General features: G+C 61.5%; 25 protein-coding genes. 20 read left to right on the top strand and 5 right to left on the bottom strand.

Translation table 11 applies throughout. From position 1 onward, the window contains the following. The first annotated feature begins 68 nt into the window (after positions 1–68). Positions 69–2,492, top strand: coding sequence for a glycoside hydrolase family 2 protein (locus tag J7557_RS13325; RefSeq protein ID WP_291420544.1), 2,424 nt, complete (start codon positions 69–71; stop codon positions 2,490–2,492). 103 nt (positions 2,493–2,595) lie between these two features. On the opposite strand, the gene J7557_RS13320 is transcribed toward J7557_RS13325, so the two are convergent. Further along, a complete protein-coding gene (locus tag J7557_RS13320; RefSeq protein WP_291420543.1) occupies positions 2,596–3,492 on the bottom strand; it encodes an N-acetylmuramic acid 6-phosphate etherase in 897 nt (298 codons plus the stop codon). A 250-nt stretch (positions 3,493–3,742) separates the two neighbouring features. Here J7557_RS13320 and J7557_RS13315 point away from each other — a divergent pair, with 250 nt between their 5' ends. From J7557_RS13315 to nagA, 3 genes are read left to right on the top strand one after another with little or no spacing between them, the layout of a single operon-like run. Beyond that, positions 3,743–4,528 (top strand): GntR family transcriptional regulator, encoded by a 786-nt coding sequence (locus J7557_RS13315; protein WP_035081539.1) that lies wholly within the window; start codon positions 3,743–3,745, stop codon positions 4,526–4,528. Beyond that, positions 4,525–5,556 (top strand): SIS domain-containing protein, encoded by a 1,032-nt coding sequence (locus J7557_RS13310; protein WP_291420542.1) that lies wholly within the window; start codon positions 4,525–4,527, stop codon positions 5,554–5,556. Before J7557_RS13315 ends, J7557_RS13310 begins: the two co-directional genes overlap by 4 nt. Next, positions 5,553–6,713: an N-acetylglucosamine-6-phosphate deacetylase gene (nagA, locus tag J7557_RS13305; protein WP_291420541.1), complete on the top strand. Its 1,161-nt coding sequence runs from the start codon at positions 5,553–5,555 to the stop codon at positions 6,711–6,713. Before J7557_RS13310 ends, nagA begins: the two co-directional genes overlap by 4 nt. 176 nt (positions 6,714–6,889) lie before the next feature. Here nagA and J7557_RS13300 read toward each other — a convergent pair whose 3' ends face one another. Further along, positions 6,890–7,630, bottom strand: coding sequence for an SDR family oxidoreductase (locus J7557_RS13300; RefSeq protein WP_291420540.1), 741 nt, complete (start codon positions 7,628–7,630; stop codon positions 6,890–6,892). 401 nt (positions 7,631–8,031) lie between these two features. Between J7557_RS13300 and J7557_RS13295 the strand changes: the two genes are divergently transcribed. After that, the gene (locus J7557_RS13295; protein WP_291420539.1) at positions 8,032–9,492 is read left to right on the top strand and encodes a hypothetical protein; all 1,461 of its coding nucleotides are present in this window, start codon (positions 8,032–8,034) and stop codon (positions 9,490–9,492) included. Positions 9,493–9,643: 151 nt separating this feature from the next. Continuing rightward, positions 9,644–10,996, top strand: coding sequence for an OmpA family protein (locus J7557_RS13290; RefSeq protein ID WP_291420538.1), 1,353 nt, complete (start codon positions 9,644–9,646; stop codon positions 10,994–10,996). 10 nt (positions 10,997–11,006) lie between these two features. Here J7557_RS13290 and J7557_RS13285 read toward each other — a convergent pair whose 3' ends face one another. Further along, positions 11,007–11,951 (bottom strand): alpha/beta hydrolase, encoded by a 945-nt coding sequence (locus J7557_RS13285; RefSeq protein WP_291420537.1) that lies wholly within the window; start codon positions 11,949–11,951, stop codon positions 11,007–11,009. Positions 11,952–12,184: 233 nt separating this feature from the next. Between J7557_RS13285 and dapA the strand changes: the two genes are divergently transcribed. Together dapA and smpB are read left to right on the top strand one after the other, a co-directional pair. Then, positions 12,185–13,060: a 4-hydroxy-tetrahydrodipicolinate synthase gene (dapA, locus tag J7557_RS13280; protein ID WP_291420622.1), complete on the top strand. Its 876-nt coding sequence runs from the start codon at positions 12,185–12,187 to the stop codon at positions 13,058–13,060. A 5-nt stretch (positions 13,061–13,065) separates the two neighbouring features. After that, complete coding sequence (gene smpB, locus J7557_RS13275; RefSeq protein ID WP_051960501.1) at positions 13,066–13,566, top strand: SsrA-binding protein SmpB; 501 nt, start codon at positions 13,066–13,068, stop codon at positions 13,564–13,566. Positions 13,567–13,742: 176 nt separating this feature from the next. Here smpB and J7557_RS13270 read toward each other — a convergent pair whose 3' ends face one another. Further along, on the bottom strand, positions 13,743–14,294 hold the full coding sequence (locus tag J7557_RS13270; RefSeq protein WP_291420536.1) for an NYN domain-containing protein: 552 nt from the start codon (positions 14,292–14,294) through the stop codon (positions 13,743–13,745). A 223-nt stretch (positions 14,295–14,517) separates the two neighbouring features. Here J7557_RS13270 and rpoZ point away from each other — a divergent pair, with 223 nt between their 5' ends. The 7 genes from rpoZ (at position 14,518) to era (ending at position 20,958) form a co-directional block, all read left to right on the top strand. Continuing rightward, a complete protein-coding gene (rpoZ, locus tag J7557_RS13265; protein ID WP_035081556.1) occupies positions 14,518–14,886 on the top strand; it encodes a DNA-directed RNA polymerase subunit omega in 369 nt (122 codons plus the stop codon). Between the two features lie 149 nt (positions 14,887–15,035). Continuing rightward, the gene (locus J7557_RS13260) at positions 15,036–17,321 is read left to right on the top strand and encodes a bifunctional (p)ppGpp synthetase/guanosine-3',5'-bis(diphosphate) 3'-pyrophosphohydrolase (RefSeq protein WP_291420535.1); all 2,286 of its coding nucleotides are present in this window, start codon (positions 15,036–15,038) and stop codon (positions 17,319–17,321) included. Continuing rightward, a complete protein-coding gene (pyrE, locus tag J7557_RS13255; RefSeq protein ID WP_291420534.1) occupies positions 17,308–17,898 on the top strand; it encodes an orotate phosphoribosyltransferase in 591 nt (196 codons plus the stop codon). Before J7557_RS13260 ends, pyrE begins: the two co-directional genes overlap by 14 nt. A gap of 160 nt (positions 17,899–18,058) precedes the next feature. Beyond that, the gene (gene acpS / locus J7557_RS13250; RefSeq protein WP_291420533.1) at positions 18,059–18,478 is read left to right on the top strand and encodes a holo-ACP synthase; all 420 of its coding nucleotides are present in this window, start codon (positions 18,059–18,061) and stop codon (positions 18,476–18,478) included. A gap of 31 nt (positions 18,479–18,509) precedes the next feature. Further along, positions 18,510–19,334, top strand: coding sequence for a signal peptidase I (lepB, locus tag J7557_RS13245; RefSeq protein WP_291420532.1), 825 nt, complete (start codon positions 18,510–18,512; stop codon positions 19,332–19,334). Beyond that, positions 19,331–20,035: a ribonuclease III gene (gene rnc, locus J7557_RS13240; RefSeq protein ID WP_291420531.1), complete on the top strand. Its 705-nt coding sequence runs from the start codon at positions 19,331–19,333 to the stop codon at positions 20,033–20,035. Before lepB ends, rnc begins: the two co-directional genes overlap by 4 nt. Then, positions 20,035–20,958, top strand: coding sequence for a GTPase Era (gene era / locus J7557_RS13235; protein WP_291420530.1), 924 nt, complete (start codon positions 20,035–20,037; stop codon positions 20,956–20,958). The genes rnc and era overlap by 1 nt, the downstream gene beginning before the upstream one ends. A gap of 9 nt (positions 20,959–20,967) precedes the next feature. Here era and J7557_RS13230 read toward each other — a convergent pair whose 3' ends face one another. Then, positions 20,968–21,306 carry an antibiotic biosynthesis monooxygenase gene (locus J7557_RS13230; RefSeq protein WP_291420529.1) on the bottom strand — a complete coding sequence of 113 codons (339 nt, stop codon included), beginning with the start codon at positions 21,304–21,306 and terminating at the stop codon, positions 20,968–20,970. Between the two features lie 91 nt (positions 21,307–21,397). Here J7557_RS13230 and J7557_RS13225 point away from each other — a divergent pair, with 91 nt between their 5' ends. From J7557_RS13225 to J7557_RS13205, 5 genes are all read left to right on the top strand, one after another. Further along, positions 21,398–21,841 (top strand): MarR family transcriptional regulator, encoded by a 444-nt coding sequence (locus J7557_RS13225; RefSeq protein ID WP_291420528.1) that lies wholly within the window; start codon positions 21,398–21,400, stop codon positions 21,839–21,841. A 6-nt stretch (positions 21,842–21,847) separates the two neighbouring features. Further along, positions 21,848–22,465, top strand: coding sequence for a Pr6Pr family membrane protein (locus J7557_RS13220; RefSeq protein WP_291420527.1), 618 nt, complete (start codon positions 21,848–21,850; stop codon positions 22,463–22,465). Between the two features lie 5 nt (positions 22,466–22,470). Beyond that, a complete protein-coding gene (recO, locus tag J7557_RS13215; protein WP_291420526.1) occupies positions 22,471–23,181 on the top strand; it encodes a DNA repair protein RecO in 711 nt (236 codons plus the stop codon). Positions 23,182–23,447: 266 nt separating this feature from the next. Beyond that, positions 23,448–25,748, top strand: coding sequence for a DNA topoisomerase IV subunit A (parC, locus tag J7557_RS13210; RefSeq protein ID WP_291420525.1), 2,301 nt, complete (start codon positions 23,448–23,450; stop codon positions 25,746–25,748). A 322-nt stretch (positions 25,749–26,070) separates the two neighbouring features. Next, positions 26,071–26,379 (top strand): Dabb family protein, encoded by a 309-nt coding sequence (locus tag J7557_RS13205; protein WP_291420524.1) that lies wholly within the window; start codon positions 26,071–26,073, stop codon positions 26,377–26,379. Positions 26,380–26,470 lie beyond the last annotated feature (91 nt).

The raw sequence follows: 26,470 nt of genomic DNA, 5'->3' as shown, positions 1-26,470 counted from the left end.
GCGATGAAATTTTCTCGCGCCACCAAACTTCTGTTGTATGGAAGCGCCGTTCTCTGGAGGAGTTGGGGATGTCGCGCATAGATCGAGCGCTCGATGGCAATTGGATGCTGACCTGTCTTGGCGGGCAGGGGGCTCGTCCCGGCCTCCCCGAGGCCATTCCAGCGACCGTTCCCGGCACTGTCCACACCGATCTTCTCACCGCCGGGCTGATCCCCGATCCCTATCTCGACCTCAACGAAATCGCTGTCGATTGGGTCGGCAAATGCGACTGGCGCTATGAGACAAAGTTCGATTGGTCCGACGACGGCGCTGAAAACACCGATCTCGTCTTTGCCGGTCTCGACACCTTTGCTGAAATCACGCTCAACGGCGTGACCCTCGGCGAAACCGCCAATATGAACCGGAGCTATCGCTTCCCGGTGCGCGAACATCTGCGCCCCGGCGAAAACCACCTCGCAGTCAGCTTCGAATCCGCCTGGAAGCGCGGCGAAGCGCTCGACAAGCTCTACGAGCCGCGCCCCAACAACTATCCCGGCCCGGCCAATCTGATGCGCAAGATGGCCTGCAATTTCGGCTGGGACTGGGGTCCGACAGTTGTCACATCTGGCATCTGGCAGGGCGTCACGCTGCAATCGTGGTCAAAAGCCCGCCTGCGTTCGATCCGTCCCGAAATCACCCTCGCCGGCGCCGATGGACATGTCCGCATCCACGCCGACGTCGAAGGCGACGCGACCAATCTGAGCCTCCGCATCAGCGTTGCCGGCCAGACCATAACCGCACCCATCGGCACAGCCGAAATCACGGTCGAAAAACCTGAACTCTGGTGGCCCACCGGCCTCGGCAATCAGCCGCTTTACGCGCTCGCCGTCGAACTGCTGGAGGGCGACGAGGTTCGCGATAGCTGGTCGCGAAAAATCGGCTTCCGCTCCCTGCGCCTCGACACCACGCCCGATGAAGAGGGCGCGCCCTTCGCCTTCGTCATCAACGACGTGCCGGTCTATATCTGCGGCGCCAACTGGATTCCCGACGACTGCTTCCTGCCGCGCGTCACGCCCGCGCGCTATGCCGCCCGCATCGCGCAGGCCAAGGCCGCAAACATCAACATGCTCCGCGTCTGGGGCGGCGGCATCTATGAAACCGAGGCCTTTTACGAAGAGTGCGACCGTCAGGGCATGCTGGTCTGGCAGGACTTTCTGTTCGCCTGCGCCGCTTATCCCGAAGAGGGCGATCTGCCCGCCGAGATCGAAGCCGAAGCGCGCGAAAACATCGTGCGCCTCATGCCGCATCCCTCGCTGGTCCTCTGGAACGGCAACAATGAAAACATCTGGGGCTGGTTCGAATGGGGTTGGCAGGATGTTCTCAAGAACCGCACCTGGGGCCTCGGCTACTATCTAGACCTGCTGCCGCGCCTCGTCGCCGAACTCGATCCCTCGCGCCCCTACTGGGCCGGCAGCCCCTATTCGGGCTCGATGGATATTCACCCCAACGACCCCGCCCACGGCTGCACCCATCTCTGGGATGTCTGGAACGAAATCGGCTACGAGCACTATGCCGACTCTGTCCCACGCTTCTGCTCCGAATTCGGCTGGCAGGCCCCGCCCACCTGGGCAACCCTAACCCAATCGGTGCATGACAACCCGCTCACCCCGACCTCGCCCGGCGTCTGGCACCACCAAAAGGCGACCATCGGCAATGACAAACTGCTGCGCGGCCTGAAAAGCCATCTGCCAGAGCCCAAAAACATGGACGATTGGCATTTCGCCACTCAGCTCAACCAGGCTCGCGCCATCAAATTCGGCATCGAGCACATGCGCAGTTTCCGCGGGCGCAACATGGGCACCATCGTCTGGCAATTGAACGATTGCTGGCCCGTCACTTCATGGGCCGCCATCGACGGATATGGCCGATTGAAGCCGCTCTGGTACGCGCTGCGCGCCGTCTACCACCCGCACCTTCTTACGATACAGCCCCGCGGCGAAGGCCTCAGCGTCATCGCTGTCAACGAACGCACCTTGTTTTGGCGCGGACCGGTCACCATCAAGCGCCTGCGCTTCGACGGCACCGTCCTCGCCGAATGGACCCACTGGCGCCTCTGCGCCGACCGGCTCACGGCTGCCGAACTCGCTATTCCCGCCGATGTCGCAGCGGTTGGTGACAAGGCCAATGAACTGCTCGTCGCCACCATGCACGACAGCACGGCATTTCATTACTTTGCCGAAGACATCGATCTGAACCTGCCGCAGCCGGAATTCGATCTGAACGTGGAGAAGGCTTCGGACGGTTATCAGGTCACAGTGACAGCCAAGACCCTGATCAAGGACCTCTGCCTTTTCGTCGACCGCATCCATCCGGACGCTACCGTCGATGACATGCTGGTGACCCTGCTGCCTGGGCAGAGTAGGACATTCGTTGTGCAGTCGCCGGTAGATTTGGACGCGAAGCTGCTGTCGAGCGCGCCAGTCTTCCGGTGCGCCAATCAGCTGGTGCGGTAGCTCATCACGGTGTCATTCCCGCGAAAGCGGGAATCTACGCCTCGAAACAGGGATTCCCGCTTTTGCGGGAATGACACCGTGGATTGGAGGAGTGTTAGGGGCCTTAACTCCGCAGCGCCGCCAGCGCCAACCGCAGTCGTCCCTTGTGCTCGGCCAGCATCGCCTCGGCCGCGCCGAGGTCTTCGGCACCCGCTGCTAGCAAAACCGCAGGCTTCACCGAGCCTTCGCTCGTTTCGAGCGCTGCCGCAGCCCGATCCTCGCTGGCCCCGGAGATCGAGGCGACAATGCCCCGCGCCCGCTGCCTGAGCTTGATATTGTCCGCGATGACGTTGACCATGAACCCGTCATGCACATGCCCGAGGTGAATGGCCATCAAGGTCGATAGCATATTGAGCGCGATCTTCTGCGCCGTGCCCGCACCCATGCGGGTCGAGCCGGCAATCACCTCCGGCGGCGTTGGCAGGCATACGCCGACATCCGCGATATCGAGAATTTGCGCCCCGGCATTGTTCGAAAAGCCAATGGTCTTCGCCCCTGCCGCCTTGGCCGCGAGCACAGCGGAAACCGGGAAAGGCGTCTGCCCGCTCGCCGTCAGCGCGATCACGCAGTCCCGGGCATCAAGATAAAGGTCCTCGATGGCCTTCCTGGCAGCCTCGCCATCGTCCTCAGGCCCACCGAGCATGTTCACCAGCGAGTCGAGCCCACCGGCCAACAGCACCACGATCTGTTCGCGGGCAATGCCATAGGTCCCGGGCAATTCCAGCGCATCGGCCAGCGCCATCAGCCCAGAACTGCCCGCCGCAACATAGACCAGGCGCCCGCCTGCCTCGATGCTCGCCGCGGCCAGCACGGCGCCATCGGCCAATTCGTCGACGGCGCTGACAACGCTCTTGGCTGCCTCCGCCTGACCTGCCGCCAGAAGCGACAAAATCTCGACCGGCGAACGCAGCTCCAGTCCCTGGGCGGCGGCGTGGCGCTTTTCCGTTTGTCTTTCGGCCATCAAAAACTCCTTGGCCCGGATAATGCCAAAAAAATACCACTTGTCCAGCCGGACGCCTCGGGCCATAACCCGCTTGTCGTTTGAGCCAAGTTTTTGTTGAGAAATGTCCTGTGCCGTTGCGCTTCGGACTGGACACCCTGGAAACGAGATCACGCGAATGGTATTTTATTGGTATTGTGGGTGAGCGCGGACAATGGCAGTTCTTGCCTGAAGTCTAAACCCGGTTATCGCGGAGAACAGGAGGAAAAACATGTCCGAGACATATGAAACCTTCTTTTCCGATCGCCCTGTTACCCTGCCGCAGGGTGGTCCGCTTTATCTCCAGCTCAAGCGCTGGGTTGAAGAAGCCATCAAGAGCGGCGCCCTAAATCCCGGCGATGCGCTGCCATCCGAGCGCGATCTGGCGCTGAAAGTCGACGTGTCGCGTGTCACCGTGCGCAAGGCGGTGTCGCAGCTCGTGCAGGAAGGCGTCCTGGTGCAGCGCCATGGTTCCGGCACCTTCGTCGCCCCGGCCACGCAGCGCGTCGAACAGTCGCTGTCCCAGCTCACCTCCTTCACTGAAGACATGGCGCGTCGCGGCATGGCCGTGCGCGCCGAATGGCTCGATCGCGGCCTCTATATTCCTTCGCCGGAAGAGACGGTTATTCTCGGCCTTTCCTCGGGCGAACAGGTAGCTCGGATTTCCCGCCTGCGCCTCACCGGCGATATGCCGCTGGCCATCGAACGCGCCAGCCTTTCCGGCTCGATCCTGCCTGATCCGGCAGCGATCGGGGATTCGCTCTACAAGCACCTCGATCTCTCGGGCAATCGCCCGGTCCGCGCCATCCAACGCATTCGCGCCGCCCATCTCAACGATGACGATGCGCACCTGCTGCAGGTGCCTGTCGGGTCCGCTGGCCTTCATATAGAACGCACGTCCTACCTGGCTTCGGGCCGCGTTATCGAATTCACCCGCTCCATCTATCGGGGCGATACCTACGACTTCGTCGCCGAGCTCCGGTTGGGCGAAGCCCCTGTCAATGGAGCGATCAAATGACGACCAACCAAACGCATATGCGCCGCGAAGTGGATGAAATCCCGCAGGTTGTGTCCCGCTTCCTCACCGAATCTGCGCCGACCCTCGATGCCGCCGCCGCGCGCCTACGCGAAGTTGATCCGTCCGTCGTCGTCACGGTCGCCCGCGGCTCGTCCGACCACGCTTCGGCCTATCTGAAATACGCGATCGAGCTGACGCTCGGCCTGCCGGTCGCCTCCATCGGCCCCTCCATTGCCTCAATCTACGGCAAGGATCTGCGCCTTTCCAACGCCGTGGCCATCGCCATTTCTCAGTCCGGCAAGAGCCCCGATATTGTCGGCATGGCGCAGTCGGCCCGTCGCAGCGGCGCGACCACCATCGCCATCACCAACACGGCCGGCTCGCCCATTGCCGAAGCCAGCGATTTCACCATTGATCTTCATGCCGGCCTCGAAAAGAGCGTCGCGGCCACCAAGAGCTTTGTGACCTCCGTGGTCGCCGGCCTCGCTTTGCTGGCCCGCTGGAGCGGCGATGCCGATCTCGCCCGCGCCGTTGCCGCCCTGCCGGAAAGCCTCGCCAAGGCCGTCACCTGCGATTGGTCCGAACTGATCACCGCGCTCGACGGCCACAATGCCCTCTACGTCCTCGGTCGTGGCCCCGGCTTTGCCATCGCCAATGAAGCCGCGTTGAAATTCAAGGAAACCTGCAATATCCAGGCCGAGTCCTATAGCGCCGCCGAAGTCATGCACGGCCCTGTCGCCATCGTGACCCCGGGCTATCCCGTGCTCGGCCTCGCTGCGCGCGACGCTGCCGAAGCCTCGGTTGCCGACATGGCCCACAAGCTAGCGGGGCAGGGCGCTCTCGCCTTCCTCACCAGCGATCGTCCGGGCGCCGCAAAGCCTCTACCGTTCGCGACCACCGGCCACCCGATCACCGATCCCCTGGCGCTGATCGTCTCTTTCTACGGTTTCGTCGAAGCGCTGTCCCGCCATCGTGGTCTCAATCCCGACGTGCCCCCGGCCCTCAAGAAGGTGACGGAAACGGTATGAGCGACCTTCTCGCCATCACTGGCGCCCGCATTTTCGACAGCGCCACCTGGCATGACCACGCTGCCCTGCTGATCGAGTTCGGCTATGTCGCCGGCATCGTCCCGGCGAGTGAAATTCCTGCCAATGCCGAGCGCGTAGAGCTCGACGGCGGCATGATCGTCCCCGGCTTCATTGACCTCCAGGTCAATGGCGGCGGCGGCATCCTCTTCAACAACGACACCTCGCTCGACGCCATCCGCACCATCTGCGCTGCCCACGCCCAGTTCGGCACCACGGCACTCCTCCCGACGCTGATCACCGATACGGCCGAGGTCAACGAAAGGGCCATCGCCGCCGGCGCGGCTGCGCAAGCGGCCCGCGTGCCAGGCTTTGTCGGCCTTCACCTCGAGGGCCCGCACTTGTCCCTTGCTCGCAAGGGCACGCACGATCCGGCCTTGATCCGTCCCATGGACGAATCCGATCTTGCCCGTCTCAAGCGCGCGGCGGAAACCTTGCCCAATCTTATCTGCACCGTTGCCGCCGAGACGGCGACACCACAGCAGATCAAAAGCCTCTCCGAAGCCGGAGCGGTGGTCAGCATCGGCCATTCCGACGCCGACTACGCGACCGCCATGGCTGCCTTCCAGGCCGGCGCCACCATGTCGACGCATCTCTTCAACGCCATGAGCCAGATGGGCAATCGCGAGCCCGGCGTCGTCGGCGCCACGCTCGATAGTCCAACCGCCTTTGCCGGCCTCATTGCCGACGGCATCCATGTGCACCCGGCCAGCATCGGCGCTGCCCTGCGCGCCAAGCGTGGCCCGGGGAAGATTTTCCTCGTCACCGATGCCATGTCGCAGACGGGCACCGACATCCAGACCCTGACGCTCAACGGTCGCACCATCACCCGCGCCGACGGCGCCCTGCGTCTTGCCGACGGCACCCTAGCCGGCGCCGACCTCGACATGATCGACGCCGTCAACTTCATGGTCGACACCATCGGACTCGATTTCGACGAAGTCCTCCGCATGGCCTCGCTCTATCCCGCCGAAGCCATGGGCATAGAAGCCACCTACGGTACACTGCAGCGCGGCGCCGTGGGCAGCTTTGCACACCTGTCCGACGCCCGTCAGGTCAAGGCCACCTGGATCGACGGCGTGGAAGTTTTCCACGCCTGACCAGTCCCAAAGGGCGGGGATCAACCCCGCCCGATATAGGGCATGTTCGTCGCCATCACCGTCATGAACTGCACACTTCGAACCGTCCCGCAGGGCAAATCGCTCCGGTGGAGCGATTTGAGGTGAGAAGGCCATGAGAGCTGTGCTCGAATGGCAGCTGCCTTGCGTGCGGCCAACTATCCCCTTCCCACATAGGGCATGTTCGTCGCCATCACCGTCATGAACTGCACATTAGCGCTGAGCGGCAGCCCCGCCATATAGGTCACCGCCTCCACGACATGCGCGACGTCAAAAGTCGGCTCTGACATCATCGTGCCATTGGCCTGCAATGAACCCGAGTTCATCTGGCTCGTCATATCCGTTGCCGCATTGCCAATATCGATCTGTCCGCAGGCGATATTGTGAGCCCGTCCATCGAGCGAGATGGCCTTGGTCAATCCGGTGATGGCGTGCTTCGAGGTCGTATAGGACGCCGCCTGCGGCCGCGGCACATAGGCTGAGATCGAGCCATTGTTGATAATGCGGCCGCCTTGCGGGCTCTGTTCACGCATCAGCCGGAACGCTTCACGGGCCGCATAGAAAGCGCCGTTGAGATTCGTATCGATCATCTCGCGCCAGGTCACCACGTCGAGGTCGCCGAACGGTTTCGCCGGCGCAAAGCGGCCTGCATTGTTGAACACGAGATCAATGCGACCATGTTTTTTCCGAAGCCGGGAGAAGAGATTCGCGACGTCGTCCGAACTGGTCACGTCGCAAACCAGCCCTTCGACCAGCCCGCCTTGGCTGATCTCCTCGACCAGTTCTGCGCGCCGGCCACAAATGGTTACGGTCCATCCGGCCTTGGCCAGGCCAAGCGCTACAGCCTTTCCGATGCCCGATGTGCCCCCGGTTACAAGGGCGATTCTGGTCGATGTCATAGTCTCTCCTCCACAAGGTGGTCATGTTTACGCCATGTGTCGGGCAGTGGGGTACGTGTGTCAAATCTGGCCCCGAAAGGCCGTCATCGCTCATTGTGAAGGCCAAAACCCCTGCAAAGTCGCGGTTTTTAAGGGCTGCTTCAGAAGTCTTAACAGGTGGTTTCGATCTGTGTGCTGAATCTGCAACATCCGGATCGCAACCATATTGTGGCAGGGGTGAATCCAGCTTTGTTCGATTGCGTCCGATGTTTGCATGCGTAGAGTGGGTCTTGCGAATCCATGCATGGGATCGTTTGTCGGTCGCAACGCGACGGCAACACACTGCACCACGAATAGTGTGGTCGCGTTTCGACAAACCGCTGGGTAACCGGCACCAAATGACTGACTTTGGAGGTCAACTAATGAAACTCAAGAGCCTTATCCTCGGTTCTGTTGCCGCTGCTGGTCTCTCGACCGCCGGCTATGCTGCCGATCTTGGCGTTCTCACCTCGCTGGACGTTTGCGATGCGCTCGGTCTTTCCGGCCTGACCATCTCGTCCGACACCAACTGCCTGCAGCTCTCGGGCGGCGTCTCCTACGAATTCAACTACGGCGACTTCCGCACCGAAGGCGTCGTTGCTGCTACCTTCGACAGCAACCGCGCTATCGGGATCGGCGACGGCGCGGCTGATTGGAGCACCAAGGTTGAGGCTTGGCTCAAGGCTGTTGGCACTGCTGACTCCGATTTCGGTCCTGCTAAGGCTGTGATCAAGATCAAGGAAGTCGATCTTACCCGCGTTTATCGTAACGGTGCTGCTGGTACGACCGTTGTTGACAACGATGGCGAGCGCATTGGCCTCTACATCGACGAAGCGTACGTTGCTGTCGGTGATACCACAGTGATCATGGCTGGTAAGAAGGGCTCGATCGCCAACCTCGACGACGATGCTCCGTTCAACTTCCTTGGCCTGTTCAGCTCCGATGGTATCGACGGCAAGGGCGTTGGTATCGACGCTGACTACACCGGTCTCGGTGGTCACGTTATCCAGGTCGTTTCGGATCTTGGCAATGGTGTTAACGTCGGTATTGGTCTCGAAAACCTGAACGACGACACTCCGCACGTTACGTCTTCTTCCACTGCTGTTACTGCACCTCTGGGCGCTGGCGGTGCCGTCAACGTTGCTCGCGCTGGTACCCTCGTTGGCGTGATTTCCTATGCTGGTGAAGGCATTACCGCTCACGCAACCGGCCTTGCTTTCGGTATCCTCGATGGCAACGTTGAATCGTGGGCAGTCCACGCCGGTGCCACCGGCACCTTCGATGCGTTCAAGGTTCGTGGCGCTGTTTCCTACTGGGACAACTTCAAGTTTGGTACCCAGAATGGCAACAATGACCTCCTGAACGCTCTCCTGAGCGTTGAAGGTACCTTTGATCTGTTCAAGATCGCTCTGTCCGGTGAAGTTGCTAACAACACCGGTGGCGCTGCTGGCAACTACACCGACTACGGCTTCGGCGGTTCCATCGGCGTGAATGTCACTGAAGGCGTCGCTATCAACCTTGGCGCACGTTACTTCTTCGACGACGTGACTGCTGCTGGCGTGAACGCAGACAAGTCGACCATCCAGGTCGCTGCTCAGGTTGTTGCTGCCGTCACCGAAACCATCAAGATCACCGGCGAAATCGGTGGTTACTTTGGTAACGCTATTGCTGACAACTCCTACGGTCCGGGCAACCTCACCGGCTTCCGTAACGACTCGGTCGTTTACGGCGCTGCCGAACTCGCTTGGGCTCCGGGCGGCGGCTTCACCTCATCCATCAAGGGCGAAGTCAACTCGGAAGAATCCTACAAGGTCACCTTCAAGGCTGCCAAGTCCTTCGAATAATCGAAGCTTCGGTTTCCGAACGGAAAGGCCCGGCTCACGCCGGGCCTTTCTGCTTTTTGAAGACCAATTCTTGAATGCTGATGCCGCGCCGCTTTTTCCCTTGCGGCAAATCATCTAACTTCCGGCCAATGCGGCACTTAATGGAATCGATATGAAGAGGCACCTTCGTCACTTGGTGACGTCCGGAACGATCGCGCTTGCACTGGCTCTGAGCTATGGTCCGGCATCCTTTGCTCAGTCCTCCGTGGTCGCCGTTCCGCCGCCGCACGTGTCCGACTACTGGGTCAGCATTTCGCGCCAGCCGGGCGGAACATTGGTTCTCGACGGCTATGCGCCCAGCGCTGCTTTGCGCGATGCCCTTGGTCAGCGTGCCGGTGCCGACATTTCCTGGCTCAAGCTCGGCTCGGGCGCGCCGGCTGGTTATGACGCCGCCGCAGCATTCGGCCTTGATGTGCTCGATCGCCTTTCGGAAGGCCGCTTTGCCTTACGCGGCTCGGTATTGTCAGTGAGCGGCGTCGCTGCCACCCAGGCCGATTTTATCACCCTCCATCAGACGCTCGCCACACAGGTTCCTTCTGGTCTCATTCTCGCCAAGGCCGAAATTTCTGCGCCGCGCGTTGAACCCTATGCCTTCTCGCTGCGCCGTCAGCCCAATGGCAATGTGCTGCTCTCCGGCTATGTGCCAAATCCCGAACTGGAGCAGCGGCTACTCCTGGCGGTCGGTGCACGCGCCAGTTCCACCCTGCGCTTTGGTTCAGGCGAACCCCTCAATTTTGAAGCAAGCCTCGACAAAATCCTCCCGCTCTTTGCCTTGCTCAAGCAGGGTGAGGTCAAGCTCGAGGGTGGTGCCTGGCTCTTTTCTGGCACGCCGCTGACCTCGGCCGACGCCGAATCCATCCGCGCGACTTTTGCTCGCGATCGCTTGAGCGAAGCGGGGTGGGGGCTTGCCCTCGCTGCGCCAGCGCCAAGTGCTCCAACCACGCCGGAACAGACGCAGATCGCAGCGGCGACGCCGGAACCTGTTGTGACCGAGCCCACTCCGAGTAAGGAGACGGCTCCGGCCGAACCTGAACCGGTGACCGCTCCAGCAGCGGAACCCGCGCAGACGAATCCCGCGCCTGCCGTTTCGCCTGAAACCCTCGACCAATGCCGCACCAGTCTCGCAGCACTCTCGGCCCAAAATGGTATCCTCTTCCGCTCCGGCGCGGCGGTTCTTGCCGAGGGCGCCGAAACAATTCTCGCGTCGATCGCTGAGGCCATTAACCATTGCCCCGGTGCGGCAATCGACGTTGCTGGCCACACGGATTCCGATGGCGAAGCTTCAGCAAACCTGGCCCTGTCGGTTGCGCGCGCTGAGGCCGTGGTTGCAGCGCTGATCAATCTAGGTGTAGGTGCCGAACGTCTCTATGCCATCGGCTATGGCGAATCCCAACCTGTCGCCGACAATGCAACAGCCGCCGGCAAGGCGCAGAACCGTCGCATCGTCGTCTCAGTCCGCGACTGAGCCTAGGGCCTCAGGCCGCTTTGCTCCGTATCTGCGTTCCAACCTTGAACACGAAGCCGGCAACGGCTTCGATTTCATCGTGCTGGTCGAACAGGGCAGGAGAGCCTTGGCCGGCAATGGTCAGCGCGAGGGCATCCGGCCGCCGCCGCACCATCTCTTCATAGGTTTCGCGCCGCAATTGATCGGTCAGTTGTGTGCGGAGGATCATGAGCGGAATGCCGCTCAGCGCGTCGAAGAGCGGCCATTGCGGCGTCAGCACGTCGTCAAAGCTGATGGTCTCCAAAGGCGCCAGCAGGCGCTCGTCGAACAGCGGTCGAGCGCGTCCACGTTTGTCGATCGTATGGCTCCGCTGTGCCAGGGCGTCGAGAGCTTCTTCAGATAGCTCCGGATAGTCCCCGGCCAACATGCGGCGGAAACCAGCGGCAACGCGCTTTACGCCTCTCAACGCATCAATGTGTTTGAGATTATTGCGCAATCGCACAATGCCGCGGGAATCCACCATCGGTCCGGCATCCAGCAGGATCGTGCCTGCGACGAGCAGCGGATGCGCTGCCGCCAGCGCCATGGCGACCTGCCCGCCATGCCCCTGGCCCAGAATGACCGCCCGGCCGATGCCCAATGCTGCCAGAATATCGGCAACGTCGCGCGCATCGCTTAGCGAACTATAGTCCTCGGCCCTCGTTCGATCATCGGCCCGACCGCGACCCGGCAGGTCGATCAGCACCACCGGCCAGTTGCCCGTGCTCAAGCGACGGAAATAGGCAACGAAATCAGCAAAATCGCTCATATTCCGCTGCAGCCCGGCAACGCACACGAGCGGAATTTTTCCACGCGTCAGGGGAGCGGTGACGTGCACGGCCGCGCGCACGCTCGCATCCCGTATCTCGATGAACTGCACCGGTAACGTGGCAAAAGGCCTGTGATCGGGCGGAACGACGCGCCGTTTGCGCAGCATGGATTTTCCTCACGCCCTCGGGCTTTGTGCCTGTTGTGCCCGCCAGAAGGGCGAGTGATCAAGCCCCTGATGCTTTTGCGCCGCAGCTTTTTGTGCCCGATGCCGCGATCTTGCCATTCGCCTTGTGACATATCGAAGTTGAAAGTATGGTGCGCGTCTCCGAAGGCCCCTTCGGCCACAATCCCGATCATGCGCAGCCCGGCTTTCCGGGCCAATTGAGGAATACCGACAAAATGTTGCGAGGCTCTATCACGGCACTCATCACTCCCATGCGCGATGGGGCAGTGGATGAGAAAGCCTTCGCAGGCTTTGTCGAGTGGCAGATCGAGCAAGGCTCGCATGGCCTCGTTCCCGTCGGCACTACGGGCGAAAGCCCGACCGTGAGCCACGAGGAACACCGTCGCGTGGTCGAAATCTGCGTCGAAGTGACCAACAAGCGCGTGCCGATCATCGCGGGTGCCGGTTCCAACTCGACCGCCGAAGCCGTTTCGCTCGCCAAGTTCGCTGAGGAAACCGGTGCCGACGCAGTCCTGTCCGTCGTGCCCTACTATAACAAGCCGAACCAGGAAGGCCTCTTCCAGCACTTCTCGGCTGTTGCGAAGGCCGTCGGCATCCCGGTCATTCTCTATTCCGTGCCTGGCCGCACCGTTGTCGACCTGACCGTCGATACCATCGCGCGGCTCCGCGATGCGCATTCCAACATCATCGGCGTCAAGGATGCGACCGGCAATCTCGAACGCGCCACCATGCAGCGCGTCAAGCTCGGCAAGGATTTTATCCTGCTTTCGGGCGACGATAGCACCGCGCTTGGCTTCAACGCCCATGGCGGCCATGGCTGCATTTCGGTTACCGCCAATGTGGCGCCGCGTCTTTGTTCGCAGATGCAGGAACTGTCGCTGGCCGGTGACTTCGCTGGTGCGCGCGATATCAACGACAAGCTGGCATTCCTCCACAAGGACCTGTTCATGGAGCCCAATCCGGCTCCGGCCAAGTATGTGGCGAACCGCCTCAATCTCTGCGCCAATGAAATGCGCCTGCCGCTGACCCCGATCAGCAAGCCGACCCAGGACGCCATGGACTTTGCCATGAGCCATGCAGGGCTTATCTAAGCTCTATGGCTACACCCAAAAACGACAAGAACAAGAACGGATGGATCAGCCACGGCCTCGTGGCTGAAAACCGTCGTGCGCGTTTCGATTATGAGATCGGCGATACCCTTGAGGCCGGCATCGAGTTGACCGGCACCGAGGTCAAGTCTCTTCGTATGGGCAAGGCCCAGATCGCCGAATCCTATGCTTCCCCGGAAAAGGGCGAGCTCTGGCTGATCAATTCCCACGTCCAGGAATACCTGCAAGGCAATCGCTTCAACCACCAGGAAAAGCGTCCGCGCAAACTCTTGGTGAGCAAGAAGCAACTGGCTCGCCTTGATCAGGAAGTTGCCCGCGCCGGCAATACGATCGTGCCCCTAAAGCTCTATTTCAACGATCAGGGCCGCGCCAAGCTGCTGATCGGCATCGGCAAGGGCAAGAAAAACTTCGACAAGCGCGCCACCAGCCGTGACCGCGACTGGAACCGCGACAAGGCCCGCATCATGAAGGAAGGCGGGCGCGGCTAAGAGCCGATTGCTTAGTAGACCTCATCCTGAGGTGCGGAGCGTTAGCGTAGCGTAGCCTCGAAGGGCGAGGTCGTGCCCCGATGGCGCCCCTCGCCCGCCCTCGTGGTTCGAGGCTTTGCTCTGCAAAGCACCTCACCATGAGGGCTACGGGAACACCGTGAAGCGGAGGAAGCCTCTCAAGCCTCGACCGGCCTCTGCACCTGCGGCCGGCCCACGGTCTTCGCCAGCTCCGCCACATCGAGGAAAAAGTCTGCCTGCCGTCGCAGATCGTCCGAGATCATTGGCGTCGAAGTGGTCAGCGTCGAAACCACGGTCACCCGCTTGCCCTTGCGCTGCAGCGCCGCGACCAGCGCGGTGAAATCGCCGTCGCCGGAAAAGAGAATGAGGTGGTCGAAGTATGGGGAGAGCTCCAGCGCATCGACGCAAAGCTCGATGTCCATATTGCCCTTCACCTTGCGGCGGCCGAGGGCGTCGGTGAATTCCTTGGCCGGCTTGGTGACGACCGTGTAGCCGTTATAATCGAGCCAATCGATCAGCGGCCGGATCGAGGAATATTCCTGATCCTCGATCAGCGCGGTGTAGTAATTGGCCCGCAAAAGATAGGCCTTGCTGCTGAATTCGCTGAGCAGCTTGCGGTAGTCGATGTCGACGCCAATCGCCTTCGACGTGGCATAAAGATTGGCGCCATCGATGAAGAGCGCAATCTTCTCCCGTGGATCTACGGCCATGCTTTCAAATTTCCTTAATGAAATGAGTTGGTTGCAATCACACTGCGCCCATCTGCCCTGGGGCGCGGCGAGGCAATCTCGCCCTGACGCTTATCTTAAGTTCTCTATCCGTATATTTTCTCGGGGTCGGCAGCGCAAGGGGAGTCGCTTTTCGGGTCAAGCTTGCCATCCCGGTTAACGTGGTGTATGCGGAGACTTTCTCCCCACAATTTTGGAGACGTTCGTGGCACGCGTCACCGTTGAAGACTGCATCGAAAAGGTCGACAATCGCTTCGACCTCGTGCTCATGGCCGCTCATCGTGCGCGCATGATTTCCTCCGGCGCCCAGATCACCGTCGCGCGCGACAACGACAAGAATCCCGTCGTTGCCCTGCGTGAAATCGGCGATGGCACCATTTCGCCCGATGACCTGCATGAAGACCTGATCCACTCGCTGCAGAAGTATGTCGAGGTCGACGAGCCCGAGAGCCATGCTGCTCCGCTCATCGAAAGCGCCGGCGACGACGACTCGATCAACTTCGATACGATCAGCGAAGAAGAGCTGCTGCGCGGCATCGAGAGCCTGGCCCCGCCGGAACGCCGCGACGACTAAGTCGTCTCGTCGCTTACAGCGAAAATCTGCAAAGCACCCCTGGCCTCGCCGGGGGTGTTTCGTTTACTGCACTCCGAAACTGTCCTTCGGACACTTCCCATTTTCATTCAACGCGCTAAGTATGGAATCTTCCGAGAGCGGCGACTTCCATGATGCGTCAGTATGAGCTCGTCGAACGCGTTCAGGCCTATAACCCGAACGCCGACGAGCAGTTGTTGAATAAGGCCTATGTCTACGCCATGCAGAAGCATGGCTCGCAAAAGCGCGCCTCCGGCGACCCCTATTTCAACCATCCGCTCGAAGTCGCAGCCATTCTCACCGAATTGAAGCTCGACGACGCCTCGATCGCCGTCGGTCTGTTGCACGACACGGTTGAAGACACCGACGCGACGCGCGCCGAGATCGACCAGATTTTTGGCGCCGAAATCGCCACCATCGTCGATGGTCTGACCAAGATCGAACGTCTCAACCTCGTCAGCCGCGAGGAAGCGCAAGCCGAAAACCTGCGCAAGCTGCTGCTTGCCATCAGCCAGGACGTTCGCGTCCTTCTGGTGAAGCTCGCCGATCGCCTGCACAATATGCGCACGCTGCAATATATGCGCGCCGACAAGCAGCAGCGCATCGCGCAGGAAACCATGGATATCTATGCCCCGCTTGCCGGCCGCATGGGTATGCAGGACATGCGCAACGAGCTTGAAGATCTCTCCTTCCGCATTCTCCAGCCCGATCACTACAAGGCGATCACCGAACGCCTCGAGCATCTGCAGGCCGAGAACAAGGAAACCATCGACACCATCACGCGCGAACTGACCGAGCGCCTCTCGGCCGAGGGCATCGTCCCTCGCGTAAAAGCGCGGGTGAAATCGCCCTATTCGATCTTCTCGAAGATCCAGCGCAAGTCGATCGCGCTCGAACAGCTTTCGGACATGATCGGCTTCCGCGTCATCGTCGGTTCGACCGAGGAGTGCTACCGCACCGTCGGCTTCATCCACACGACATGGAAAGTCGTGCCCGGCCGCTTCAAGGACTATATCTCGGTCCCCAAGCACAACGACTATCGCTCGATCCACACCACCATTGTCGGCCCCAGCCGCCAGCGCGTCGAGCTGCAGATCCGCACCGAGGAAATGGACCGCATCGCCGAGTTCGGCATCGCGGCGCATGCGCTCTATAAGGACGGCTCCTCGGCCAATCTCGGCCGCATCGAGAACGAATCCCAGGCCTATGGTTCGCTGCGCCAGTCGATCAGCCACTTGACCTCCGGCATCTCCGCCGAAGATTTTCTCGAATATACAAAACTCGAACTCTTCCAGGATCAGGTCTTCTGCTTCACCCCGCGCGGGCGCCTCATCGCCCTGCCGCGCGGCGCGACGCCCATCGACTTCGCCTATGCTCTCCATACTGACATCGGCGACACCTGTGTCGGCGCCAAGATCAATGGCCTGATCCTGCCGCTCGTCACCCAGCTCCGCTCGGGCGACGAAGTCGAAATTCTGCGCGATCAGAACCATCGCCCGCCCAGCAACTGGATCGGCATTGCCGCCACCGGCAAGGCCCGCGCCGCCATCCGCCGCGCGGTGCGCCAATCGTCCCAGCAGCGTGCTTATGCGCTGGGCGAACACGTGCTCAACATGATGCTCGAGCGCGAAGGCGTCATGCTCGACGACAGCGAGAGCAAGACGCTGGCCGAAGAACTCGGCCAGACTGGCAAGCGCGAATTCCTCATCGCCGTGGGTGAAGGCAAGATCGGCAGCGAAGACCTCGGCAATGCCCTCGCCAAGGTGAAGGGCATCCGCAAGCGCCGCCGCAAGCTCGACCTGCCGGTCGCCGACACCGCAGACGGCTGGTTTGCCCTCCGCGCCACTGATCAGTTCAAGTTCCGCGTGCCCGGCGGCCAACATGCCGGCCCCAATGCCAAGGCGGCTCTCGCCCAGCTCGATTTCCATACCCCCGTCACCATTACGGGGGAGGGGGTTGTGCCCGGCGATCGTCTGGTGGGTATTCTCGAGCCCAATACGCCACTCACCGTCTACCCGATCCATTCGGACGCGCTGATCGAAAAGCATGATGGCGACGTCGCCTGGGTCGATGTTCGCTGGGATGTGACGGCAACCGAAGACAAGCTCTATCCGACCGTCGTATCGATGGAATCGGTCAACCGCCCGGGTTCGCTGGCACAGATTTCTGCCGCCATCGCTTCGTGCGAAGCCAACATCAACAATCTGGTCATGCGGATGATTTCGCCCGACTTCCACCAGATGATTTTTGAAATCGAGGTCCGCGACCTTGCGCAATTGACCGATGTTCTGGCAACGCTCAAGCGCAGTCCCGGCCTTTCCGCCGTCCAGCGGGCTGGCCTGAGGGAAGCGAGCATGATCTCGACCCTCGAATGGGACGGGAAGATAGACAGGAGTGCGCGCCGTGACGAAAGATGAAGTGCTGGATGTTTTCCGCAAGTGTGGCGCGCTGCTCGAAGGCCACTTCATCCTGTCCTCGGGCCTGCGCTCGCCGCTGTTCCTGCAGAAGGCCAAGGTGTTCCAGTACGCCGCCGAGACCGAAAAGCTCTGCAAGGCACTGGCCGAGAAGATTAAGGCCGAAGTCCCCGGCGTCACCAAGGTCGTCTCGCCCGCCATCGGTGGCATCATCCCCGGCTACGAAACCGCCCGCCAGCTCGGCTTGCCGGCGCTCTATACCGAGCGCGTCGAAGGCCAGTTCGAACTGCGCCGCGGTTTTGAAATCTCGCCCGACGACAAGGTGATCGTCGTCGAAGATATCGTCTCGACCGGCCTCTCCATCCGCGAATGCGTCGCCGCCCTGCGCGGCATCGGCGCCAATGTCGTAGCCGCCGCCTGCCTCATCGACCGCTCCGCCGGCGAAGCCGATGTCGGCGTGCCGCTGGTGTCCCTGATCGAATTCAAGGTCCCGGCCTATCCTGCCGATCAACTGCCGCCCGAACTCGCCGCCATCCCGGCCATCAAGCCCGGCAGTCGCGGCATTCAGGGCGTTAAGTGACACGCGCCCCCTCATCCAGCGCTTCGCGCCACCTTCTCCCCGATGGGGAGAAGAATGGCCTCGCGTTCGCCTCTATTCCTCTCCCCATCGGGGAGAGGGTGGATCGGCCAAAGGCCGAGACGGGTGAGGGGGAGTTCATCACCACCACGGAGTTCGTCCTATGATTATCGGCCTCGGCTCCGACCTCATCGAGATCCACCGCATCGGCGCCGCACTCGACCGCCATGGCGAGCGCTTCACCCATCGCTGCTTCACCGAACTGGAGCGCAAGAAGTCCGACCGCCGCGCCCAGCGCGCCGCCTCTTATGCCAAGCGCTTTGCCGCCAAGGAGGCCTGTTCCAAGGCCCTCGGCACCGGCCTTAGTTCCGGCGTTTATTGGCGCGATATGGGCGTTGTGAACCTGCCTTCGGGCAAGCCCACGATGAAACTCACCAATGGCGCCCTGCGCGCCCTGGAGCGTCTTGTCCCGCCGGGCCACGAGCCCCATATCCACATCACAATTACCGACGACGCGGGCCTGGCGCAGGCTTTCGTCATCATCGAAGCGCTGCCGGTTGACCCTGCAAGGGCAAGCGTCTAACGCTCTCGTCAGCGCTGATCCTGGAATTGCAATGACCCAATCCGCCCAAAAGCCCATCAAGAAATCCGCCGCCAACGAGTGGTGGGATACGTTCGTGGTCATCGTCGAAGCGCTGTTGATCGCCATTGTGCTGCGCTTCTTCCTCTATCAGCCCTTCTCCATCCCCACCGCGTCCATGCAGCAGACGCTGATGATTGGCGACTATTTCGTCGCCAACAAGTTTGTCTGGGGCTATGGCAAGCATTCCTTCTCGCTCGGCCGCTACGGCGATTTCGCCCTCTTGGATTTCGAACTGCCGATTTCCAACCGCATTCTCGGCCGCGATCCGAACCGTGGCGACATCGCCGTGTTCCGCCCGGTTCCGCAAACCATGGAATACATCAAGCGCATCGTCGGCCTGCCAGGCGACCGCATCCAGATGATCGAAGGTCGCCTCTATATCAACGGCACCATGGTCGAGCGCGAAAAGGTCGGCACGGCCACCGACACCGACAGCAATGGCGATGCACGCGAAGTCACGGTCTATCGCGAGACTTTCCCTGAGGGCACGACCCACATCATCCAGGAAATCTCCGACAACGCGCCGCTCGACAATACGCCCGAATATGTCGTGCCCGCCGGCCACTTCTTCATGATGGGCGACAATCGCGACCGCTCGGCGGATAGCCGCGTCCTTTCCCAGGTCGGCTACGTTCCGGCGGTCAATCTCATCGCCAAGGCCGAAGCGCGCTTTTTCTCCATCCGCGACAATATTCCGCCCTGGCAGATCTGGCAGTGGCCGGCCAATGTCCGCTGGGACCGCATGTTCCAGTCCGTCTACGGCAACCCGCCATACGACACGACGCCCTCGCCGTGAGCCGGCGCGACAAAACGCACGAACAGCTTCAGGTCCGGATCGGCTACAATTTTGCCGATCCGGACCTTCTCAATCGTGCGCTGACCCATTCGAGCGCCGTTTCCCCCGGCAAGCGCGTTGAGCGTTCCTATCAGCGCCTCGAATTTTTGGGCGATCGCGTGCTCGGCCTCGTCGTCGCCGACATGCTCTACAAGCGCTTCCCTAAGGCCAATGAAGGCGAATTGAGCCGCACGCTCAACACGCTCGTGCGCAAGGAGACCTGCGCCGTCATCGCCCGCCAGCTCGAAGTCGGCCCCGAACTGATCCTCGGCGAGAGCGAAGCCCGCACCGGCGGCGCCGAAAAGGAAGCCATTTTAGGCGACGTCACCGAAGCCATTATCGGCGCCATCTATCTCGATGGCGGCCTCGAAGAGGCGCGCACCTTCATCGAGCGCCATTTCGAAGAATTCATCGCCGATGGCCAAACCCATCGCGCCGATGCCAAGACCACCCTGCAGGAATGGGCCCAGGCCCGTGGTCTCGAACCGCCGACCTATGCGCTTGTCGAGCGCACCGGCCCCGACCATGCCCCCGAATTCACCATCGCCATCGATCTCGCCGGCTTTGACCGCATCTCGGCGACTGGCCCCTCGAAGAAAATTGCCGAACATAAGGCCGCCGAGGACTTTCTCAGGCGCCAGAAGGTTTGGAAGGAAAGCTGATGACCGAACCCGCCGAACTCGCCAACACCTCCTGCGGTTTCATCGCCCTTGTCGGCGCCCCCAATGCCGGCAAGTCGACCCTGCTCAATTCCCTCGTCGGCACCAAGGTCTCCATCGTCACCCACAAGGCGCAGACCACGCGCTCGCAGGTGCGCGGTGTGCTGACGCTTGATCAGGCCCAGCTCGTTTTCATCGACACGCCGGGCATTTTTGCACCGAAACGCCGTCTTGAGCGCGCCATGGTCGAAAGCGCCTGGGGCGGGGCAGGGGATGCCGATCTCGTCGCCTTCATCATCGACGTCGATCGCGGCATCACCCCCGATATCGAAATCCTCCTTGAGGGCCTCGAAAACATCAAGCAGCCGCGCGTTCTGATTCTCAACAAGATCGACACGGTCAAGCACGAGAGCCTTCTTACCCTGTCGCAGAAGCTCAACGAGCGCCTGCGCTTCGAAGCGACCTTCATGCTCTCGGCCTTGAAAGGCCACGGCGTGCAGGATTTCATCGACTGGTGCGTCAAGCATATCCCGCCCGGCCCCTGGCACTTCCCGGAAGATCACCTCACCGATCTGACCATGGCCATCACCGCCGCCGAGATCACGCGCGAAAAGCTCTTCCTCCGCGTCCACGACGAGATCCCCTACAATTCCACGGTCGAAACCGAATCCTTCAAGATCCAGAAGGACGGCTCCTACAAGATCGACCAGGTCGTCTACGTCACCCGCGACAGCCACAAGAAGATCGTGCTCGGCGCCGGCGGCCAGACCATCAAGGCCATTGGCGCCGAGGCCCGCAAGGAACTGATGGAAATGTACGAGGTGCCGATCCACCTCTTCCTCTTCGTCAAGGTCCGCGAAAAGTGGGCTGATGATCCAGAGCGCTATCAGGAAATGGGCCTCGAATTTCCGCAGAACAAGAGCTAGCCGCGCCCCTCAGGGCACGGCTGCGTAGTTCGACATATTGGCCTCGATGCCGAGGGCGCTCAGGAACTGGCCGGGATCAAAACCACTGACCCGGCGCTTTTCCACCATGGCGGCCTTGGCGCCTGCGAATGCCGCCTCGCTTTCCCATTCCACCACCGTCACCACATTGAAGCGCTGCGCGCCGGAATGGTGCTCCAGCACCAGGTTCTGCAGGCAGCCTTGTTGCTGGTCGAGGAAATCCTTGGTGTCCTGCACCTGTGCCATGAAGGCGTCGCGCGCCTCCGCTGGCACGGCAAAACTGTCGATACGAAACACGGAAGCATTCTTGGCTTGCGCTGGGGCGGTCATCTCTGGTCTCCATGTTGCAGTCATTCAACCGATCCGTTGAATTGACAGTATGCTGTCAAAACGGTATTGTGCTGTCAATATGAAATCATCCATGGCGCTGAGCGCCCTGTTCCTCGATATTTTTCGCGCCAATGCCCTGCTGGTTGCCTCGGGCGACGAGCTCGTCGCGCCACTTGGCCTCACCAGCGCCCGCTGGCAGGTGCTGGGTACGGTCGCGATGGCGCCGACGCCGCAGCCCGTCGCCCATATCGCGCGAGACATGGGCCTCGCCCGCCAGAGCGTTCAGCGCCTCGTCAACGAATTGGCCGAAGCGGGCCTCGTCGATCTCAGGGACAATCCGCATCACAAGCGCGCAAAACTCATTTGCCTCAGCGAAGCGGGCCGGCACTCCTTCGATGCGATCCACAAATTGCAGCGGCCATGGGTCGATGGGCTTGCGGAAGGCCTCGAAACGGAAAAAATAGCCATTGCAGCCGAGGTGTTACAGAGCTTGCGCGCAAGACTGGAGCAACGACTTGGCGATCAGGCGGAGTGAACGGGTATGACCGAAAGGCAGACTGATTGGCTAAGTCGCTCCCTGGCCCTGGTCATCGCCCTTTGCGCGTGGGTCGGCCTAGCCATCCATGTCCAGGCGCAATGGAGCCAGTCCGGCTCGCTGCTGACCGCCTTTTGGGTTCTGGGCGGCTATTTCACCGTCCTCACCAATCTCCTCGTCGCCGTCACTTTCTCGGTCATCGCGCTGCGCGGCCCTGACGCCATTGGCACTCGTAGCCTCGGCGGCGTTGCCATTTGCATCGCCCTTGTCGGGATCATATACGGCCTCTTGCTGCGCGGCCTCGTCGAGCTCACCGCCGGCGCCGCGGTCGCGAATGTGCTCCTTCATATGGTGACACCCGTCCTCGGTCCAATTTACTGGTTGCTCTGCGTTCCACGTGGCGTGCTGCGCTGGAACGACCCTCTGCTCTGGTCTCTCTATCCCGTCGTCTATCTTGTCTACGCGCTTGTCCGCGGCACGGCCCAGGGTAGCTTCGCCTATCCCTTCATCAATTATGTCGACAACGGCATTCCGCAGGTCGCCATCACCTGCGTTGTTATCTTCTTCGCTTTCCTTGTCGCTGGCTGGCTCATGGTTCTTCTCGACAGGCGCCTCGCGCGCTGATTCCCATGGAATGGACCGGTGAAGCCCTGCTCATAGGCGTCCGTCGCCACGGTGATACCAGCCTCATAGCAGAGGCCATGGTCGCCGGCCGCGGGCGCTGCCTCGGCCTCGTGCGCGGCGGTCGAAGCCCAAAACTCGCGCCCGCGCTGCAGGTCGGCAACACCATCCAGCTCACCTGGCGCGCGCGCCTCGAAGACCATCTCGGCACCTTCACAGTCGATCTCATGCAGAGCCGCGCCGCTGACCTCATGGCCGACCGCACAAAGCTCTACCTCACCCAGCTCGTCTGCGACCACCTGCGCCTCCTCCCCGAACGCGACCCCCACGATAGCCTCCTCGGCCAGGCCCTGTCCCTCATCGACCACGCTCCCGACGGCGCTGCCCTGGCGCGCTTCGAACTCGCACTTCTCGACGAACTCGGCTTCGGCCTCGATCTTTTTAGCTGCGCTGCGACAGGGGCCACGACCGACCTGACCCACGTCTCCCCCAAAACCGGCCGCGCCGTCTCCCGCGCCGCCGCAGCGCCCTATCTCGACCGTTTGTTGCCGCTCCCCAGCTTCCTCCACGAACGCGGCAATGCCTCACCGGACGACATCCGCAACGCCTTCAAGCTGACCGCCCATTTCCTCGATCGCCACATCTGGTCGGCGCGGCAGATCGATCACCCTTCGGTACGGGACACATTGGTCGATCTCCTCAGTCGCGATCCCCACTGATCTTCCCTCGCCCCTTGTGGGAGAGGGACAGCAATTCTGCGTTCAGCAGAATTGCAGGGTGAGGGGTATTCTCTCCTCCGCAGAGGAGCACGTTGTCGTATCGCACACCCCCAACCGCCCCTTGGGGGCACTTTCCTCCCATGTGGAGAGAAAATCACGACGTATTCCGTGGAGAACCGCGTAACAAAATCCGCACGAATTATGCGGATTTCCACCACCTCCTGTATTCTTCTTCCTGATTCGTTCTCTCGAAGATTGAGCCACGCATGTCCGATGCCGATACCCTCCCGCCGCCCGACGATCAGCGCATCGTTGATCTCAAGCAGGCGCTCGAAGAGCGGTATCTGAGCTATGCCCTCTCGACGATCACCCAGCGCGCTTTGCCTGATGCTCGCGATGGCCTGAAGCCGGTCCATCGCCGCATCATCCACGCCATGCGCCTGCTGCGCCTCGACCCGGGCCAGGGCTACAAGAAATCCGCCCGTATCGTCGGCGACGTGATCGGTAAGTTCCACCCGCATGGCGACCAGTCGATCTACGACGCCCTGGTCCGCCTCGCGCAGGATTTTGCCCTCCGCTATCCGCTCGTCGATGGCCAAGGCAATTTTGGCAATATCGACGGCGATAGTGCCGCGGCCATGCGATACACGGAATCGCGCATGACCGAAGTCTCGATGCGCCTCCTTGAGGGCATCGCCGAAAACGCCATCGACTTCCGCCCGACTTACGACGGCGAAGACGAAGAGCCCGTCGTGCTCCCGTCCAATTTCCCGAACCTGCTCGCCAATGGCTCCACCGGCATCGCCGTGGGCATGGCGACCTCGGTGCCGCCGCACAATATCGTCGAGCTCTGCAACGCGGCGTTGAAACTCATCTACAATCCCGAAGCGACGACGGAAGACCTGATCCACGCCGATCTCTCCGCCCCGCCCAGCATGGACGACCTCGTCCGCGGTCCCGATTTCCCGACCGGTGGGCACCTTGTGGAATCCCGCTCGTCCATCGTCCAGTCCTATGAAACCGGCCGCGGCGCCTTCCGCCATCGCGCCGTCTGGAGCAAGGAAGAAAAGGGCAGGGGCGTCTATCAGATCGTCGTCACCCAGATTCCCTATGGCGTCCAAAAGTCGCGTCTCGTCGAAAAGATCGCCGAACTGCTCCTCGCCAAAAAACTGCCGCTGCTCAAGGACGTACGCGACGAGAGCGCCGACGATATCCGCCTCGTGCTCGAGCCGCGCGCCGGCACGGTCGATGCGGTTATCCTCATGGAACAGCTCTTCAAGCTTACCGAGCTCGAAGTCCGTTTCCCGCTCAATCTCAACGTTCTCGACCACGGCACCACCCCGCGCGTCATGGGCCTCGCCGATGCTCTCCGCGCCTGGCTCGATCACCGCAAGGTGGTCCTTGTTCGCCGCAGCGAACACCGGCTCGAACAGATCGCCAACCGGCTCGAAGTGCTGGCCGGTTATATCATCGCTTATCTCAATCTCGATGAGGTGATCCGTATCATCCGCGAGGAGGACGATGCAAAGAAGAGCCTGATGGAAACCTTCGAGCTGACCGACAATCAGGCCGAAGCCATCCTAAACATGCGCCTGCGGTCCCTCCGCAAGCTAGAAGAAATCGAACTCCGCAAGGAGCACGAGAACCTGACGGCCGAAAAGGGCAAGCTCGAAGCGCTCCTCGCCTCAGACAAGAAGCAGTGGGGCGAAATCTCGCGCCAGGTCGAGGCCCTCAAAAAGGCCTACCCGCTCTTCGAGGCCGATGGCACTACGCCCCACGCGCTCGGCGCCCGTCGCACCGTCTATTTCGACGCCCCGACCGCCGACGCTGCCGAAATCACCGAAGCCTTCATCGAGCGCGAGCCGATCACCGTCATTCTCTCGGAGAAAGGCTGGATCCGCGCTCCCAAGGGCCACAATGCCCCAGTCGACGAAAAGGGCTTTAAGACTGGCGACCGCCTGAAACTGGCCCTCAATTGCGAGACCACCGACAAGCTCTTGATGCTCACCACCGGCGGTAAGGTCTATACGCTCGGCGCCGACAAGCTTCCCGGCGGACGCGGCCAAGGCGAACCGGTCCGCATCATGGTTGACATGGAAGAGGGCCAGGACATTGTCGAACTCTTCGTCTATCGCCCTGGCGCCAAGCGCATCATCGCGTCTTCGGCCGGCTACGGCTTCATCGTCCCCGAAGACGACCTGATCGCCAATACCCGCAAGGGCAAGCAGATCCTCAACGTCTCGCTGCCCGAAGAAGCACGCCTGATCGTCCCCTGCGATGGCGACCGCGTCGCCACCGTGGGCGAAAACCGCAAGCTGCTGGTCTTCCCGATCGCCCAGCTCGCGACCATGAGCCGCGGCAAGGGCGTGCGCCTGCAGCGCTACAAGGATGGTGGCATTTCAGACATCAAGACCTTCTACGCCGCCGACGGCCTCACCTGGACCGACAGTTCAGGCCGCACCTATTCCAAGCCCACCGAAGAACTGACCGACTGGCTGGCCGACCGCGCCACCGCCGGCCGCCAGCCGCCGACAGGCTTCCCGAGGAACAATAAGTTTGTGGGGTGACGACCGTTCGCCAACGGCGATCACTCGCTCCAGTGGAGCGAGTGAAGGGAGGAACGCCCGAAGCGCTATGCGCGAAGGGCCGGGTTGCCGTGCGCACAGCGCAAAATTGCTCCAGTGGAGCAATTTTAGGCCCGAACGCCCGGAGAGCTACGCTCGCAGGGCCGGGGCAGTCTTCCCAAACTCGATTGTCACCCCGGCGAAGGCCGGGGCCCATCCCGAGATCTCAAGATGGCTCCCGGCCTTCGCCGGGATGACAGCCGGACGAGTGTTGCGACCAATCGTCTGAACTTCCCGCCCCAACCGATTCACAGGACTCAACAAAATGATCCGCCACTGCGTTCTCGTCCGTTTCCGTCCTGAAGTAACGCAGGAAGATCGCGCCGCGATCTACGCCGAACTTGAATCTCTACGTGAAGTCGTCCCCGGCTTCCTCGCCATGTCTGCCGGCCCCAATGTCTCCCCCGAAGGCGTTCACCAGGGTTTTGTCGATGGCTTCACCATGGATTTCTCCGACGAAACCGCCCGCGACGCCTACCTCATCCACCCCGACCACAAAGCCGCCGGCGCAAAGCTGGTCGCCGCCTTGGAAGGCGGTAGGGACGGCCTGATCGTGTTTGATATGGTTGTGTGAACTATCAGCCTTCGTCGATCAACGCACCCACACCCACGGCGTCATCCCCGCGAAAGCGGGGATCTCTGTTTCAGGCATCTGAGGTGGGATT

This window comes from Devosia sp., assembly GCF_017744655.1.
GTDB lineage: Bacteria > Pseudomonadota > Alphaproteobacteria > Rhizobiales > Devosiaceae > Devosia.
The sequence above is the reverse complement of the archived record's forward strand: the minus strand, read 5'-3'. Positions and strand labels throughout refer to the sequence as shown.